General features: G+C 71.2%; 13 protein-coding genes and 2 pseudogenes. 7 read left to right on the top strand and 8 right to left on the bottom strand.

Annotated features, from left to right (window positions below):
• Positions 1-42: 42 nt before the first annotated feature.
• From ACIRG9_RS04135 to ACIRG9_RS04150, 4 genes are read right to left on the bottom strand one after another with little or no spacing between them, the layout of a single operon-like run.
• Complete coding sequence (locus tag ACIRG9_RS04135; RefSeq protein ID WP_402849801.1) at positions 43-1,008, bottom strand: amino acid ABC transporter permease; 966 nt, start codon at positions 1,006-1,008, stop codon at positions 43-45.
• Positions 1,005-1,712, bottom strand: coding sequence for an amino acid ABC transporter permease (locus tag ACIRG9_RS04140; protein WP_402849804.1), 708 nt, complete (start codon positions 1,710-1,712; stop codon positions 1,005-1,007). The genes ACIRG9_RS04135 and ACIRG9_RS04140 overlap by 4 nt, the downstream gene beginning before the upstream one ends.
• A gap of 41 nt (positions 1,713-1,753) precedes the next feature.
• Complete coding sequence (locus tag ACIRG9_RS04145) at positions 1,754-2,629, bottom strand: glutamate ABC transporter substrate-binding protein (RefSeq protein WP_402849806.1); 876 nt, start codon at positions 2,627-2,629, stop codon at positions 1,754-1,756.
• Positions 2,630-2,685: 56 nt separating this feature from the next.
• The gene (locus ACIRG9_RS04150) at positions 2,686-3,456 is read right to left on the bottom strand and encodes an amino acid ABC transporter ATP-binding protein (protein ID WP_402849809.1); all 771 of its coding nucleotides are present in this window, start codon (positions 3,454-3,456) and stop codon (positions 2,686-2,688) included.
• Between the two features lie 181 nt (positions 3,457-3,637).
• On the opposite strand from ACIRG9_RS04150, the gene selD reads away from it, so the two are divergent.
• The gene (selD, locus tag ACIRG9_RS04155; protein WP_402849812.1) at positions 3,638-4,627 is read left to right on the top strand and encodes a selenide, water dikinase SelD; all 990 of its coding nucleotides are present in this window, start codon (positions 3,638-3,640) and stop codon (positions 4,625-4,627) included.
• 201 nt (positions 4,628-4,828) lie between these two features.
• The gene (locus ACIRG9_RS04160) at positions 4,829-5,308 is read left to right on the top strand and encodes a hypothetical protein (RefSeq protein WP_402849814.1); all 480 of its coding nucleotides are present in this window, start codon (positions 4,829-4,831) and stop codon (positions 5,306-5,308) included.
• Between the two features lie 33 nt (positions 5,309-5,341).
• On the opposite strand, the gene ACIRG9_RS04165 is transcribed toward ACIRG9_RS04160, so the two are convergent.
• Positions 5,342-5,569 (bottom strand): DUF2277 domain-containing protein, encoded by a 228-nt coding sequence (locus tag ACIRG9_RS04165; protein ID WP_402849817.1) that lies wholly within the window; start codon positions 5,567-5,569, stop codon positions 5,342-5,344.
• 52 nt (positions 5,570-5,621) lie between these two features.
• On the opposite strand from ACIRG9_RS04165, the pseudogene miaB reads away from it, so the two are divergent.
• Together miaB and ACIRG9_RS04175 are read left to right on the top strand one after the other, a co-directional pair.
• A pseudogene (miaB, locus tag ACIRG9_RS04170) lies at positions 5,622-6,881 on the top strand (tRNA (N6-isopentenyl adenosine(37)-C2)-methylthiotransferase MiaB); the annotation flags it as partial.
• A 108-nt stretch (positions 6,882-6,989) separates the two neighbouring features.
• Positions 6,990-7,229, top strand: a pseudogene (locus ACIRG9_RS04175) (tRNA (N6-isopentenyl adenosine(37)-C2)-methylthiotransferase MiaB); the annotation flags it as partial.
• Between the two features lie 56 nt (positions 7,230-7,285).
• Here ACIRG9_RS04175 and ACIRG9_RS04180 read toward each other — a convergent pair.
• Both ACIRG9_RS04180 and ACIRG9_RS04185 read right to left on the bottom strand, forming a co-directional pair.
• Positions 7,286-8,953, bottom strand: coding sequence for a cellulase family glycosylhydrolase (locus tag ACIRG9_RS04180; protein WP_402849820.1), 1,668 nt, complete (start codon positions 8,951-8,953; stop codon positions 7,286-7,288).
• A gap of 347 nt (positions 8,954-9,300) precedes the next feature.
• Positions 9,301-10,509 (bottom strand): DUF349 domain-containing protein, encoded by a 1,209-nt coding sequence (locus tag ACIRG9_RS04185; protein WP_402849823.1) that lies wholly within the window; start codon positions 10,507-10,509, stop codon positions 9,301-9,303.
• Positions 10,510-10,710: 201 nt separating this feature from the next.
• On the opposite strand from ACIRG9_RS04185, the gene ACIRG9_RS04190 reads away from it, so the two are divergent.
• From ACIRG9_RS04190 to dapF, 3 genes are read left to right on the top strand one after another with little or no spacing between them, the layout of a single operon-like run.
• Positions 10,711-11,436, top strand: coding sequence for a class III extradiol dioxygenase subunit B-like domain-containing protein (locus ACIRG9_RS04190; RefSeq protein ID WP_402849826.1), 726 nt, complete (start codon positions 10,711-10,713; stop codon positions 11,434-11,436).
• The gene (miaA, locus tag ACIRG9_RS04195) at positions 11,412-12,344 is read left to right on the top strand and encodes a tRNA (adenosine(37)-N6)-dimethylallyltransferase MiaA (RefSeq protein WP_402850269.1); all 933 of its coding nucleotides are present in this window, start codon (positions 11,412-11,414) and stop codon (positions 12,342-12,344) included. The genes ACIRG9_RS04190 and miaA overlap by 25 nt, the downstream gene beginning before the upstream one ends.
• A 7-nt stretch (positions 12,345-12,351) precedes the next feature.
• Positions 12,352-13,197, top strand: coding sequence for a diaminopimelate epimerase (gene dapF, locus ACIRG9_RS04200; RefSeq protein WP_402849829.1), 846 nt, complete (start codon positions 12,352-12,354; stop codon positions 13,195-13,197).
• Between the two features lie 227 nt (positions 13,198-13,424).
• On the opposite strand, the gene ACIRG9_RS04205 is transcribed toward dapF, so the two are convergent.
• Entirely contained in the window at positions 13,425-14,936 is a 1,512-nt protein-coding gene (locus ACIRG9_RS04205; protein ID WP_402849831.1) for an NAD-dependent malic enzyme, read from the bottom strand.
• Positions 14,937-14,969: the final 33 nt, after the last annotated feature.

The following is a 14,969-nucleotide window of genomic DNA, read 5'->3' on the forward strand; positions in this document are numbered from 1 at the left end:
CGGCCCGGGGAACCGGGTCGGCCCTTCTCGTACGGGTGGGTCTCAGTGGCCGCCGGCGCCTTCGGCCTGCGACATGAGCGCCGCTGGCGGCGGGTTCTGGGCCGGCGTGCCGGCGGTCTTGCGGCCGTGGGAGAGGCGGCGCTGGACGTACTGGGCCAGCTTGGACAGCGAGTAGTTGGCCGCGATGAAGAGCACGGCGATCACCACGTAGACCTGGATCGGGTTGCCCAGTACGCCGATGATCTGCTTGCCGATGTTCAGGGTCTCCTCGTAGCTGATGATGAAGCCCAGCGAGGTGTCCTTGAGCACCACGACCAGCTGGCTGATCAGCGCCGGCAGCATGATCCGGAACGCCTGCGGCAGCAGGATCATCCGGGTGACCTGCATCGGGGCGAGGCCGATCGCGGAGGCGGCCTCCGCCTGGCCGCCAGGCAGCCCCTCCATGCCGGAGCGGAGGATCTCGGCGATGACCACCCCGTTGTAGATGGTCAGGCCGATGACCAGATACCAGAGGTTGTCGAACGTGACGCCGAACTCGGGGAAGCCGCGGGCCACGAAGAAGATGGTGATCACGACCGGGAGGCCACGGAACACCTCGACGCAGACCCGGGTGACCGCCGACAGCAGCACGCTCAACCCGCGCAGCAGGTACGCGACCGGCGTGGCCAGGCCGGTGAACCGGCGCTGGACCAGGCTCTTGAGCTGGATCCGCAGCACGGCGAGCAGGGTGCCGATCACCAGCGACGAGACGATGGCCAGGGCGGCGGCCGTCAGGGTGTTCGTCAGACCGGTGCCGATCCGGTCCCAGACGAGGGGGAAGCTCTCGTTCGAGGGGGCGATCAGCGGCCCCCACAGTTCCATCGAGAACTGGCCCTTGTCGGACAGCGGCCGGTAGATCAGGTAGTACGCCCCGACCAGCAGCACCGCGACGGCGACCAGGCTGCTGACCAGGGTGATCCGCCGCTGGCGGGGGCCGGGGACGTCGTAGAGGACGGTCTGCTGGCTCATCGGGCCACCGCCTGTCGCTTCTCGATTCGGTCGAGGAGGGCGCCGAGCGGCACGGTCATGATCAGGTAACCGATGGAGATGCCGATGGCAACCGGGATGAAGGCGTAGCCGCCGGCCGAGGTGAGCTGGTCGGCGGTCTGCGACAGGTCACCGACGACGCCGAAGAAGCCCACCAGCGCGGAGTTCTTGATCATTGCGATGATCACGGAGCCGAGCGGCACCACCGATGCTTTCCAGGACTGCGGCAGCACCACGTGCCGCAGGTTCTGGCCGAAGGTGAGGCCGAGCGAGCGGGCGGCCTCGGCCTGTCCCGCGGGCACCGCGTTCACGCCGGAGCGCAGCGCCTCACAGACGAACGCCGCGGTGTAGAGCACCAGCGCGATCAGCGCGAAGCGGAAGTACGGCAGGTCGGTGCCGAGCCGCTTGAAGATCACTTCCAGGCCGGGGATCCGGAGGAAGTCGGCGTTCGACCCCAGGGCCGGCAGGCCGAAGGCGGCGAAGAACAGCACCACGGTGAGCGGCATGTTCCGGAAGACGGTCACGTAGCCGGTGCCGAGCGCGCGCAGCGGCGGCACCGGGGAGATTCGTAGCGTCGCCACGACGGCGCCCAGGACCAGGGCGCCGATCGCGGCGAGTACGCAGATCTGGAGGGTGAGCCAGAAACCACCCGCGAAGACGTCGAACTTGTCGATGAGCACACTCACCGGTCGGTTTCCTCCCCACCCTCCAGATCGAAGGTTTTAGCTCAGTAGCGGTTGATGGCCGGGGCGTCGCCCAGGGTGGCCCCGAACTTGCCGGCGGTGTCGTCCCAGGCCTTCTTCCAGCTGCCGTCCTGGTACGCCTTGTCCAGGGTGTCGTTGATGAAGTTGCGGAAGTCGGTGTCGTCCTTCTTCACCCCGATGCCGTACGGCTCCTTGGTGAAGTTGTCGCCGGCCATCTGGAAGGACGCCTCGTCCTTGGCGATGTAGCCGAGCAGGATCACGTTGTCCGTGGTGACGGCGTCGACCTGGCCGCCCTTGAGGGCGTCCCGGCACTTGTCGTAGGTGTCGAAGAGCACCAGCTGCGAGGCGACGTCCTTGACGTACTTCTTGATCTCCTCGGCCGGGGTCGAGCCGGTGACCGAGCAGACCTTCTTGTCGCCCGCCTTGAACGAGTCCGGGCCGGTGATCGAGGAGTCGCCCTTCTTCACCATGATGTTCTGGCCGGCCTCGTAGTACGGCCCGGCGAACGCGATGCGCTCCTTGCGCTTGTCGTTGATCGTGTAGGTCGCGGCGACCAGGTCGACGCTGCCGTCAACGATCTTGTCCTCGCGGACCTTCGACGGGGTCTCGACGTACTCGATCTTGTCCTCGGGGATGCCGAGTTCCTTGACGATGAGCTTCGCGATCTCGACGTCGAAGCCCTCCGGCTTGCCCGACAGGCCCTTCTGGCCGAAGCCCGGCTGGTCGAACTTGGTGCCGACCTTGATCTTCTGGGCCTTGTACAGCCGCTCCATCGTGCTGCCGGCCTTGAAGGACTTGTCGCCGCCGCCACCGGCGCCCTCGTCGCTGTCGCCACAGGCGGCCAGGCCGAGCGCCAGGGTCGCCGCCGCGGCGACCGCGGCCACGCGCTTGAAACGCATAATCATCTCCTTCTTCGACGGAGCCGCCGGGGGACGGCCCGCTCCACTACGTACGCTCAGTGCGTGAGGATCTTGGACAGGAAGTCCTTGGCCCGCTCGCTGCGCGGGTTCGCGAAGAACTCGGTCGGCGGGGCGTCCTCGACGAGCCTGCCGTCCGCCATGAAGATCACCCGGTTCGCCGCGTGCCGGGCGAACCCCATCTCGTGGGTGACCACGACCATCGTCATGCCGTCGCGGGCCAGCGACGTCATCACGTCCAGCACCTCGCCGACCATCTCCGGGTCCAGCGCGCTGGTCGGCTCGTCGAAGAGCATCGCCTTGGGCTGCATGGCCAGCGCGCGGGCGATCGCCGCCCGCTGCTGCTGGCCGCCGGAGAGCTGCGCCGGGTACTTGTTCGCCTGGTTGGCGATGCCGACCCGGTCGAGCAGGGCCAGGCCGCGCTCGCGGGCGGCGGCCGGCTTCTCCTTGCGGACCTTCAGCGGGCCGAGGGTGACGTTCTCCAGGATGGTCTTGTGCGCGAAGAGGTTGAACGACTGGAAGACCATGCCGACCTCGCTGCGCAGCTTGGCGAGGGCCTTGCCCTCTGCCGGCAGCGGGGTGCCGTCGAAGGTGATGGTGCCCGAGTTGATGGGCTCCAGCCGGTTGATCGTCCGGCAGAGCGTCGACTTGCCGGAACCCGAGGGACCGATCACCACGACCACCTCGCCCCGGCCGACGGAAAGCGAGACGTCGTCCAGCACGTGCAGCGGGCCGTACCACTTGTCGACCCCGTCCAGCACGATGAGCGGTTCGCCCGTCGTCACGTCGTCACCGTCCCTGTCGTCCATGGCAAAACCGAGGGCGGTCGTCCCCGGTTGGGCAACTGTAGGCGTCGCGATGTGTCGGGATGCAACTCGAATGGTCACGGAGCGGTAACACCGAACACCGGTGCGCTCGGGAGTCCGAATTCCGTCACGGACCCGGCCCGTTCGAGTGGCGGTCCCGGCAGCCCAGGTAGATCATGTGGAGATGACCGAGGCGCTCAGGCTGACCGATTACGCCCGCGGTGGCGGTTGTGCCTGCAAGATCCCCCCGGGTGAACTTGAGGCCATGGTCGCCGGCCTCGATCCGGCCACCGGCACCTCGGATCTGCTGGTCGGTCTGGACCACGGCGACGACGCCGCGGTGGTCCGGCTGGACGAGCGCACCGGCCTGGTCAGCACCGCCGACTTCTTCACGCCGGTGGTGGACGACGCGTACGACTGGGGCCGGATCGCCGCTGCCAACGCACTGTCCGACGTGTACGCCATGGGCGGCACCCCGCTCGTCGCGCTCAACCTGCTCTGCTGGCCCCGGGACGTACTCCCGTTGGAACTGGCCCGGGAGGTGCTGCGCGGGGGCCAGGACGTGGCCCGCGAGGCCGGCTGCCACCTGGCCGGCGGGCACAGTGTGGACGACGACGGCCCGAAGTACGGCCTCGCCGTCACCGGGGTGGTCCGGCCGGAGGAACTGATCACTCTGGACGCCGGTCGGGCCGGCGTGCCGCTGTCGCTGACCAAGCCGCTCGGGGTGGGGGTGCTGAACGCCCGGCACAAGCGGACCGGGGAACGATTCCCGGAGGCGGTCGCCGCGATGGCCCGGCTCAACCGGGACGCGGCCCGGGCGGCGGTCGCCGCCGGGATCCGTTGCGGCACCGACGTGACCGGGTTCGGGCTGCTCGGGCACGCCTCGAAGCTGGCCCGGGCCAGCCGGCTCACGGTCGCGATCGACGCGGCGGCGGTGCCGTACCTGCCGGGGGCCCGGGCGGCGCTGCGCGACGGTTACGTCAGCGGCGGCACCCGCCGCAACCTGGACTGGGTGACGCCGTGGACCGACTTCGGTGGCCTCGACGAGGGGGAGCGGCTGCTGCTGGCCGACGCGCAGACCTCCGGCGGGCTGCTGGTGGCGGGCGAGGTGCCCGGCGGCACGGTGATCGGGGAACTGCTGCCGGCCGGGGAGGGCCTGGTCCGGGTCCGCTGAAGCTCATGTCCCTGCCCCGGCGGGGCACCGTACCCGATAAACTGTCATCTTCCCGCTACTTCGAGCAACGGTGCCGGAGGAAATTTTGCCCGGAATGGTCACAGACCGGTAACTTGCCCCCGGCTGAGGTCATATGCACCCCACCATCGTCAGTAAGGCCCGATCCGGAGGCCGGTGGGACGAGCACAGCGAGGAGGCGGCATGACCGAGCTGTGGAACTGGAGAATCGACGGCGCGGCGCCCGTGGAGGTCTACCCGGCGCTGGCCGAGGCGCTCGGCCGGGTGGTGATGCCCCTCGCCGCCGCCGACCCGGCCCGGCTTCCCGCGTACGCGGTCGTGTGCGACGTGTGGGAAGCGCCCGGGGTGTACGGCACCATGATCGACTGCTACGGGGTGCCCGAGCGGCTGCGCGAACTGCCCAGCATCGCGGCGCTGGCCAAGCTGCTGGACCGCAACTGCCTGATGCGCGACGACACCCTCGACGCCGGGCGGCACCTGCTGGTCGCCCCGGACGGCACCATCCGCCCGGTGCACTTCGACGTCGTCGAGACTGACGAGGGTGAGGTGCTCAGCGACCAGCGGCTCTGCACCGTGGCCGACCCCGGCTGTCGGGGCTGGTCGCAGTGCCACCGGTCACAGTGGGGCCCCGACTCGGTCGCCCCGGCGCTCGCCGCCGCCTGACCGAGGCGCCGCCCGGCGGCCCCGAGACCCGGGTCAGCCCCGGGCGGCCGGCTGCTGCCCCCGGACCACCAACTGGTCCAGCAGGGTCGCCGTCGCGGCGGCCACCGCGTCCACCGCCGCGTCGAACGCCTCGGCGTTGTGTGCGGCAGGGGCGCGGAACCCGGAGATCTTCCGGACGTACTGCAGCGCGGCGGCCCGGATGTCCTCCTCGGTGACCACCGGCACGTACGGCTCACGCAGGGTCTTGATGCTCCGGCACATGGCTCCTCCTCGTTCGGTCCGACCGGCTCGGCCCGGATACGCTATCCCCGTCATGACTACCGCAGCCGCGGGCAGCCCGCGCACCTACCAGGTGCGCACGTACGGCTGCCAGATGAACGTGCACGACTCCGAGCGCATTTCCGGCCTGCTGGAACAGGCCGGTTACGTGCGTGCCGCCGAGGCCGACGAGCAGCCCGACGTGGTGGTGTTCAACACCTGCGCCGTGCGGGAGAACGCCGACAACCGGCTCTACGGCAACCTGGGTCATCTGCGCCCCGTGAAGGACAAGCATCCCGGGATGCAGATCGCCGTCGGCGGCTGCCTGGCCCAGAAGGACCGCGGCGAGATCGTCCGCAGGGCCCCCTGGGTGGACGTGGTCTTCGGCACCCACAACATCGGCTCGCTGCCGGTGCTGCTGGAGCGGGCCCGGCACAACACGGCCGCCGAGGTGGAGATCCTCGAGTCCCTCGACGTCTTCCCCTCCACGCTGCCGACCCGCCGCGAGTCGACGTACGCCGGCTGGGTGTCGATCTCTGTCGGCTGCAACAACACCTGCACGTTCTGCATCGTGCCCTCGCTGCGCGGCAAGGAGAAGGACCGCCGCCCCGGCGACATCCTCTCCGAGGTGCGCGCCCTGGTCGACGAGGGCGTGCTGGAGGTGACCCTGCTCGGGCAGAACGTCAACTCCTACGGCGTCGAGTTCGGCGACCGGCACGCGTTCGGCAAGCTGTTGCGGGCCTGCGGCGACATCGAGGGCCTGGAGCGGGTCCGGTTCACCAGCCCGCACCCGAAGGACTTCACCGACGACGTGATCGCCGCGATGGCCGAGACGCCCAACGTCTGCCACTCGCTGCACATGCCGTTGCAGTCCGGCTCCGACGACGTGCTGCGGGCCATGCGCCGCTCGTACCGGTCGGAGAAATACCTGGGCATCATCGAGAAGGTCCGGGCGGCCATGCCGGACGCGGCGATCACCACGGACATCATCGTCGGTTTCCCCGGCGAGACCGACGCCGACTTCGAGCGGACCCTCGACGTGGTCCGCGAGGCCCGGTTCTCCTCCGCGTTCACCTTCCAGTACTCCAAGCGTCCCGGCACTCCGGCCGCGACCATGGACGGCCAGCTCCCCAAGCAGGTCGTGCAGGAGCGGTACGAGCGGCTGATCGCCTGCGTCGAGGAGATCACCTGGGCGGAGAACAAGAAACTGGTCGGCGAGACCGTCGAGGTGCTGGTCGCGGTCGGCGAGGGCCGCAAGGACGAGCGCACCGGCCGGATGTCCGGCCGAGCCCGGGACGGCCGCCTCGTGCACTTCGCGACGAGCGCAGCCGGAGCGAACGGCCAGCACGGCGCGAGGAGCGCAGCCGGAGCGAACGGCCAGCACGGGGCGACGAGCGCAGCCGGAGCGAACGGCCAGCACGGCGACGCCGGCGGCCTGGCCGGGCAGATCCGCCCCGGCGACATCGTGCACACCACGATCACCTACGCCGCCCCGCACCATCTCAACGCCGACGGGGAGCCGCTCTCGCACCGGCGTACCCGGGCCGGCGACGCCGCCGAGGCCGGGCGCGCCCCGCGTACCCCCGGGGTGTTGCTGGGGTTGCCCACCATCGGCGCGCCCGCCGCGCCGCCCGCGCCGACCACCGGCTGCGCCGCGCACTGAAGTAGGCAGGGGCCCCTTGTCAACGCCAGGCGTTGACAAGGGGCCCCTCCTTTCACTCAGCAGGCGGTGCCGTTGAGCTTCACCGAGGCGGGCGCGGCGGCCGTGCCGTTGGCGGTGAAGCCGATGACCACCGAGGCGCCGGGGGCGAGGGTCCTCGCCCAGTCGGGCGCGGCCGCGGTGACCGTGGTGCCCGACTGGGTGACGGTGGCGTTCCAGCCGCTGCCCACGGTCACCCCGGACGGCCAGGTCCAGGTCACCGACCACGGGTTCAACGTCCCGGTGCCGTTGTTCTTCACGGTCAACTCACCCTGGAAGCCGCCCTGCCACGAGTTGGTCTGCTTGTACGTCGCCGAGCAACCACCGGCCGGCGGCGGCGAGGTCGGCGGCTGAGAGGTGGGCGGCGGGGTGGTCGGCGGCGCCGTGGTGGGCGGCGGCGTGGTCGGCCGGCCCGTGGGGGAGAGCGTCGGGGACGGGCTGGTGGTGCCTCCGCCGACCGGCGCGATCAGGTACGGCTGCAGGATGCTCTGCTTGGCCTGGTTGATGGTGGTCCAGTCGTCGTTGGCGATGCCGCCCGTGTCACCGGAGTTCGGGTTCCACGACCAGTAGGTGAAGGACATGCCGTTCACCCCGGTGCCGGTGTAGGCCATCAGGTTCTGCAGCCACACCTTGTCCTTCGGGTCTTGGAGCGTGGTGCCGAACTCGCCCATCATGATCGGCGCGATGTTCTGCTTGTAGAGGTAGCCCCAGTACTTGTCCCAGATGGCCGGCATGTTCGCCGGGTACGTCGGGTCGTCGAACCACGCCTGGTGGTAGACCGAGGTCGCGTACTCGTGCGGGGAGTAGACCAGCCGGTTGGCCACGTTCAGCCGGACCGGGAAGTCCTTGGCCTTGGTCAGGTTGCCGCCCCACCAGCCGCAGTCCTCGTCGTTGCTGGGATCGCCGTCCCAGATGTTCGACTCACCGCCGCTCGGGCAGCTCACCCCCTCCACGAAGATCAGCCAGTTCGGCTGCACCCCGAGGATCGCGTTGCCGGCCCGCTCGGCGGCCAGCCGCCAGTCCCGGTTGGTGTCACCACAGCCCCAGCAGGAGCCCTTGGCGGCCGGGTTGGTGCCCTCGGCGTGCGGCTCGTTGTGCAGGTCGGCGCCGATCACCGTGGTGTTGCCGGCGTACCGCTGGGCCAGCATCTTCCAGTCATTGATCCAGGTCGCCTCGGTGACGGAGGAGGTGTACCAGAGCGCCGTCTGTCCCGCCGCGGTCGGCCGGTGCCGGTCCAGGATGACCCGCATCCCCTTGCTGCCCGCGTAGTCGATGACCTTGTCGAGGATCTGCAACGGGGAAAGCCCGACCAGGTCCGGGTTGACGAAGTCGTTGATCCCGGTCGCCGTCGCACCCGACTTGATCGCGTCGTTCGAGTACGGGATGCGCAGCGTGTTGTAACCCAGCTGGGCCATGGTGTCGAGTTGGCCGCGCCACGGGTTGCTCGACCACAGACCGTGGAAGGTCTTGTTGTCGGTCTCCATGCCGAACCAGTTGATGCCGGTGAGCCGGACGGTGGCACCCGTGCTGTCGACGATCTTGTTGCCGCTGGTGTGCAGGTAACCGGTGCCGGTGCCGCCGGTGGCGGCGGCGGCCGGGGTGGTGCTGACGGCGGCGGCGACGAGGACGCCGGCCGCAGCGGTGGCGAGCGCGGCGAGCGCGCCGCCGAGGGCGGATGGTCGGTGCATTCGAACTCCACTTCGGATGCCCGCGGCGCGCAGGCGCCGCGCGCGGAAAGACCAAGGGAGGCGGCCCGCTCGTCATCGAGTACGCGGACAGCCGCGACGGGCCGTGTCACGTGGACGGCCACTCACGGGGATGCACCGGCGACTGCGACGGCGGCCTCGCCGTCGGTGCCCTCACGCCGGTGGGCTGACCTGGCTCCGCCGCTAATTCTGATCAGCTCGCCTCGATGCGTCAAGAACACCTGAAGTGGATCATGCGGTGGTCGTGGTCGCCCAGGTCCCGGCCCTGACACGCCGGAGCCCCCGGTCCCGTGTGGCGGGACCGGGGGCTCCGGTGGAACTGGCTCAGCTCAGCTGGTCTGCTCGGCCAGCTGGAGGAACTGCCGCTTCGAGGCGAGCGCCTGCTCAGCCTCCTTGATCCGCCGGGCGTCGCCGGCGGCCTGGGCCCGGGCCAGCCGGTCCTCGGCCTCGGCGACCTGCGCCCGCATCTGGGCCAGCAGCGGGCTGTCCTCCTTGGAGGTACGCCGCCACGCCGACTCCATCACCTCGCGGACCTTCTCGTCGATGACGCGCAGCCGGCGCTCCAACCCGGCGGCGGCCTCCCGGGGCACCCGGCCGGCCTCGTGCCACTGCGCCTGGATGTCCCGCAGCTTCGCCTGGGCGCCCTTGGGGTCGCCGTCGACGTCGAGCGACTCCGCCTCGGTGAGCAGGGCCTGCTTGCGCTCCAGGTTGGCGCGCTGCTCGTTGTCCCGGGCCGAGAAGACCTCGCTGCGCCGGGTGAAGAACTCGTCCTGCGCCGCCCGGAACCGTTCCCAGAGCTTCTGCTCGGCCTCCTTGGACGCCCGCGGCGCGGCCTTCCACTGGGTCATGAGGTCCTTGAGCTGGCCGGCGGTGGCCCCCCAGTCGGTGGAGTCCTTCAGCTTCTCGGCCTCGGCGACCAGTTCCTCCTTGGCCGTCTGCGCCTGCTTGCGCTGCTGGTCCAGGGTGGCGAAGTGGGCACCCCGACGCCGGGTGAAGCCGTCCCGGGCCGCGGCGAACCGCTTCCACAGCTCACCGTCGGTCTTCTTGTCGACCCCGCGGATGGTCTTCCACTCGTCGAGGATCTCCTTGAGCCGGTCCCCGGCGGTCTTCCACCCGGTCGACTCGGCGGCCAGCTTCTCCGCCTCCTCCACGAGGGCCGTCTTGCGGGCCAGGGCCTCGCCCCGGGCGGCCTCCCGGGCCGCCTTGGCCTCGCCGGCCTTCTCCTCGGCCACGGTGGCCAGCTTGTCCAGGCGCGCGGCCAGGGCGTCGATGTCGCCCACGACGTGCGCCTCGGCCAGCGAGGCACGGATCCGCCGGATCGTGGTCAGTGAATGACCCGCGTCAGCCGCACCCGAGTTGAGCCGGGCCTCGGTCAGGTCAACCTCCGTCACCAGGTCGTCGAAGCGCCGGGCGAAGTGGGCCAACCCCTCCTCCGGGGCCCCCGCCTGCCAGGATCCGACCACCCGCTCGCCCTCGGCGGTCTTGACGTAGACGGTGCCGTCCGCGTCCACCCGTCCGAAGGCAGTCCAGTCGCTCATGTGCCCATCCTCGTTCTCCCGGCGTCGACGGATGTCCCCGCGATCGCCGCCACGGCGCAGCAAAGTTACTTCCGGCATTGTCACAGGTCCGACCCGGTCCGTGTCGAGCGCCTGCCGTCGACCGTGACCATACGGTGTCGTAGCGCCCGGATGACCGGATCGGCGCGGGGACGCACCGGGGCATCCGGATAGGTTGGGCGGGTGCCTCTGGTCGCCGCCGCCGTCTGCCCCCACCCGCCCCTCATCGTGCCCGAGCTGGCCGGTGCCGCCGCGCCGGAGCTGGACGACCTCCGCGCCGCCTGCGACGCCGCCGTCGCCCGGCTCCTCACCGCCGAACCGGAGGTGATCCTGTTGGTGGGTGGCGGGCCGGAGACCAGGATCTTCGGCTCCGCCGATGCTGGGACGCTGCGTGGCTACGGCCTCGACCGGCCGGTGCGGCTGTGGAAGATCGCCTGTTCCGGTGCCGAGGTGCTCCCGCTGAGCCTCACCATCGGGGCGTGGCTGGTCGGTCGTACCCGCACCGAGCTGCCCCGGCTGGCCCGTTCCGTCGCCGTTGACGCCCCGGCGGCCGAGTGCGTCGACCTCGGTGCGGCCCTCTCCGCCGGGTCCGAGGGGCGTACCGCGGTATTGGCGATGGGGGACGGCTCGGCGTGCCGGGGCGTCAAGGCGCCCGGCTACGACGACCCGCGTGCGCAGGCGTACGACGACGGGGTGGCCCGGGCCCTGGCCGACGCGGACGCCGAGGCCCTGCTCGGTCTGGACCCGGTGCTGTCGGCGGAGCTGGGGGTCGCCGGTCGGGCGCCCTGGCAGGTGTTGGCCGGCGCGGTCCGCGCGGCGGGCGGTGACTGGCGGGGTGACCTTGGTTACCACCAGGCCCCCTATGGCGTCGCCTACTTCGTGGCCTGCTGGGAGCGGGTGCAGCGGTGACCGGGACCGTCGTGGCCGTGGTCGGGCCGACCGCGGCCGGGAAGTCGGCACTGAGCATCGCCCTCGCGCACGCCCTCGACGGCGAGGTGGTCAACGCCGACTCGATGCAGCTCTACCGGGGTATGGACATCGGCACCGCCAAGCTGACCCCGGCCGAGCGGGAGGGCGTGCCGCACCACCTGCTCGACATCTGGGCGGTGACCGAGCCGGCCAGCGTCGCTGAGTACCAGAAGCTGGCCCGCGCGGCGGTCGACGACATCCTGGGCCGGGGGCGGGTGCCGCTGCTGGTCGGTGGCTCCGGCCTGTACGTGCGGGCGGTGCTGGAGCAGTTCGAGTTCCCCGGCACCGACCCGGTGGTGCGCCAGCGGCTGGAGGCGGAGCTGACCGCCGTCGGCCCGGCCCCGCTGTACGCCCGGCTCAGGGAGGCCGATCCAGCGGCGGCGGCGGGCATCCTGCCGGGCAACGGGCGGCGGATCGTCCGGGCCCTGGAGGTGATCGAGCTGACCGGGGCGCCGTTTACCGCCGCGCTGCCCGAGCCGCGGCCTTTCTACCCGTCGGTGCAGCTCGGGGTGGATCTGGACACCGCGCTGCTGGACGAGCGGATCGCGCTGCGGGTGGACCGGATGTGGGCCGACGGCCTGGTCGCCGAGACGCGGGCGCTGGTCGGCCAGGGTCTGCCTGACGGGCGTACGGCGAGTCGGGCCCTCGGCTATCAGCAGGTGTTGCGCTTCCTGGCCGGGGAGCTGACCGAGACCGAGGCGTACGAGGAGACGATCCGGGCCACCCGCCGGTTCGTCCGCCGGCAGCGGTCCTGGTTCCGTCGCGACCCGCGGATCCACTGGCTGGACTCGGCGTCGCCTTCGGTTCTGGACACTGCGCTGCGGGTGGTCGCCGACCATCGGGAATGATGGGGGCGTGGAGTTCACCAAGGGCCACGGCACCGGCAACGACTTCGTCATCCTGCCCGACCCGGACGGGGCGCTCGACCTGACGCCCCGGCTGGTCGCCGCGCTCTGCGACCGGCGGCGCGGCATCGGCGGCGACGGCGTGCTGCGCGTGGTACGCGCCGCCAAGCACCCGGAGGGTGTCGCCCTGGCCGGCGAGGCCGAGTGGTTCATGGACTACTGGAACTCCGACGGCTCGTACGCCGAGATGTGCGGCAACGGCGCCCGGGTCTTCGTCCGCTACCTGCTGGAGTCGGGGCTGGCCGTCCCCTCCGGTGCGGGGCTGCCGGTCGCCACCCGGGCCGGGCTGGTCCGCGCCCGGGTGGAGGGGGAGGAGATCGCCGTCGAGATGCCCCGCCCCCGGCTGGGCGACCCGGCGGCCACCGCCCTGGGCGGGCTGACCCTCACCGGCACGGCGGTGGACGTGGGTAACCCGCACCTGGTCTGCGCCCTGCCGGCCGGCCTGGAGTTGGCCGCCCTCGACCTCAGCCGGGCACCCGAGGTCGACCCGGCGGTCTTTCCCGCCGGGGTGAACGTCGAGTTCACCGCGCCGGGCGAGCCGGTGGCCGGCACCGACGGTCACCTGCTGATGCGGGTCTACGAGCGTGGCTCCGCCGAGACGCTCTCCTGCGGCACCGGTGCCTGCGCCGTGGCGGCGGTGGCGCTGCGCGACGCCGGCCGGGCCGGCGGCACGATCGGTGTCGACGTCCGCGGTGGCCGCCTCACGGTGACCGTGACGGCCGACTCCTGCTGGCTGGCCGGCCCGGCGGTCCTGGTCGCCACCGGCGAGGTCACCCTCCCCACCCTCCTACCCTGACCCGCACCGCACTGCTCAACTCCAGTGGCACCATCCGAACCGTGGGCCGTCCCGACGGCAGAGCTTGTCGAGCGACATGTCTGTGAGACATAAATACGTCTCACAGACATGTCGCTCTCACGGCTTGGGCGGGGTGGTCGCGATATGCCGGAGCCGCCGGAACCAGTCCCGGGGGGACTTCGGCGCCGACCGGTTGGCCGGGGCCGGGGGAGAGATGTGGCGGCTGGTCAGGGGGTGGCGCTGGCGTTGGCAGCGATCTCGGGGAGGTCGGCCGGGCCGGGGTCGGCGGCCGGCGGCGGGGTCGCGCCCGGGTTCTGCGCGGCGGCGCGGACGGCGGCGGCCACGGCCGGGGCGACCCGGGCGTCGAAGACGCTCGGCACGATCACCGTCGGGTTGATCTTGTCTTCGCCGACCACGTCCGCGATGGCCTGGGCCGCGGCGAGCGCCATCTCCTCGGTGAACTCCTCGGCGTGCGCGTCGAGCATGCCCCGGAAGACGCCCGGGAAGGCGAGCACGTTGTTGATCTGGTTCGGCTGGTCGGAGCGGCCGGTGGCGACCACCGCGGCGTGCTTGCGCGCCTCCCGCGGGTCCACCTCCGGGTCCGGGTTGGCCAGCGCGAAGACGATCGAGTCCTCGGCCATGGTGGCGATGTCCTCGCCGGTGAGCAGGTTCGGCGCGCTCACCCCGATGAACACGTCCGCGCCCTTGACCGCCCCGCGCAGGTCGCCGGAGTAGTTCTCCCTGTTGGTGTTCTCCGCCAGCCACTGCCAGGCCGGGTTGAGGCCGGTCAGCCCGCGGTGCAGGGCGCCCTGCCGGTCGCAGGCGATGATGTCGCCCACGCCCTGCCGGAGCAGCAGCTTCATGATCGCGGTGCCGGCCGCGCCGGCGCCGGAGACGACCACCCGGACGTCCGGGAGCTGCTTGCCCACGACACGCAGCGCGTTGGTCAGCGCGGCGAGGACGCAGATCGCGGTGCCGTGCTGGTCGTCGTGGAAGACCGGGATGTCCAGCGCCTCGCGCAGCCGGGCCTCGATCTCGAAGCAGCGCGGCGCGGCGATGTCCTCCAGGTTGATCCCGCCGTACGCGGGGGCGATCGCCTTGACGATCGAGACGATCTCGTCGGTGTCCTGGGTGTCCAGCACCACCGGCCAGGCGTCCACCCCGCCGAAGCGCTTGAACAGGGCCGCCTTGCCCTCCATCACCGGCAGTGAGGCGGCCGGCCCGAGGTTGCCCAGGCCGAGCACGGCCGAGCCGTCGCTGACCACGGCGACCGTGTTGCGCTTGATGGTGAGGCGGCGGGCGTCGGCCGGGTTCTCGGCGATCGCCTGGCAGACCCGGGCCACCCCCGGGGTGTACGCGCGGGACAGATCGTCGCGGGTGCGCAGCGCCACCTTCGAGTTGACCTCGATCTTGCCGCCCAGGTGCAGCAGGAACGTCCGGTCGGAGACCTTGCGGACGTCCACCCCGTCCAGCGCGGTCAGCGCCTGGACCACCTGGTCGGCGTGGCCGGCGTCGGCGGTGTCGCAGGTGAGGTCGACGATCACGTGCGCCGGGTCGGAGTCGACCACGTCGAGCGCGGTGACGATGGCGCCGGCCTCGCCGGTCGCGGTGGTCAACCGGCCGATGGAGGAGGCGTCCGCGGGTACCGCGATCCGCATCGTGATCGAGAACCCGGCACTCGGCAATCGGCTGATGGCCACGAAAACTCCTCCGTCGGCGCTGAACGGCTCGACTGGCATTTCTACTCGCCCGCCCAGCTTGGCCGGCATCCG

The organism is Micromonospora sp. NPDC093277, from assembly GCF_044765245.1.
Taxonomy (GTDB): domain Bacteria; phylum Actinomycetota; class Actinomycetes; order Mycobacteriales; family Micromonosporaceae; genus Micromonospora.

What these genes read in the sequence shown, in the direction of transcription:
- ACIRG9_RS04135 (WP_402849801.1), bottom strand. Translation starts at nt 1,008, where the DNA reads ATGAGCCAGCAGACCGTCCTCTACGACGTCCCCGGCCCCCGCCAGCGG.
- ACIRG9_RS04145 (WP_402849806.1), bottom strand. Translation starts at nt 2,629, where the DNA reads ATGCGTTTCAAGCGCGTGGCCGCGGTCGCCGCGGCGGCGACCCTGGCG.
- ACIRG9_RS04150 (WP_402849809.1), bottom strand. Translation starts at nt 3,456, where the DNA reads ATGGACGACAGGGACGGTGACGACGTGACGACGGGCGAACCGCTCATC.
- selD (WP_402849812.1), top strand. Translation starts at nt 3,638, where the DNA reads ATGACCGAGGCGCTCAGGCTGACCGATTACGCCCGCGGTGGCGGTTGT.
- ACIRG9_RS04160 (WP_402849814.1), top strand. Translation starts at nt 4,829, where the DNA reads ATGACCGAGCTGTGGAACTGGAGAATCGACGGCGCGGCGCCCGTGGAG.
- ACIRG9_RS04165 (WP_402849817.1), bottom strand. Translation starts at nt 5,569, where the DNA reads ATGTGCCGGAGCATCAAGACCCTGCGTGAGCCGTACGTGCCGGTGGTC.
- ACIRG9_RS04180 (WP_402849820.1), bottom strand. Translation starts at nt 8,953, where the DNA reads ATGCACCGACCATCCGCCCTCGGCGGCGCGCTCGCCGCGCTCGCCACC.
- ACIRG9_RS04185 (WP_402849823.1), bottom strand. Translation starts at nt 10,509, where the DNA reads ATGAGCGACTGGACTGCCTTCGGACGGGTGGACGCGGACGGCACCGTC.
- ACIRG9_RS04205 (WP_402849831.1), bottom strand. Translation starts at nt 14,936, where the DNA reads ATGCCAGTCGAGCCGTTCAGCGCCGACGGAGGAGTTTTCGTGGCCATC.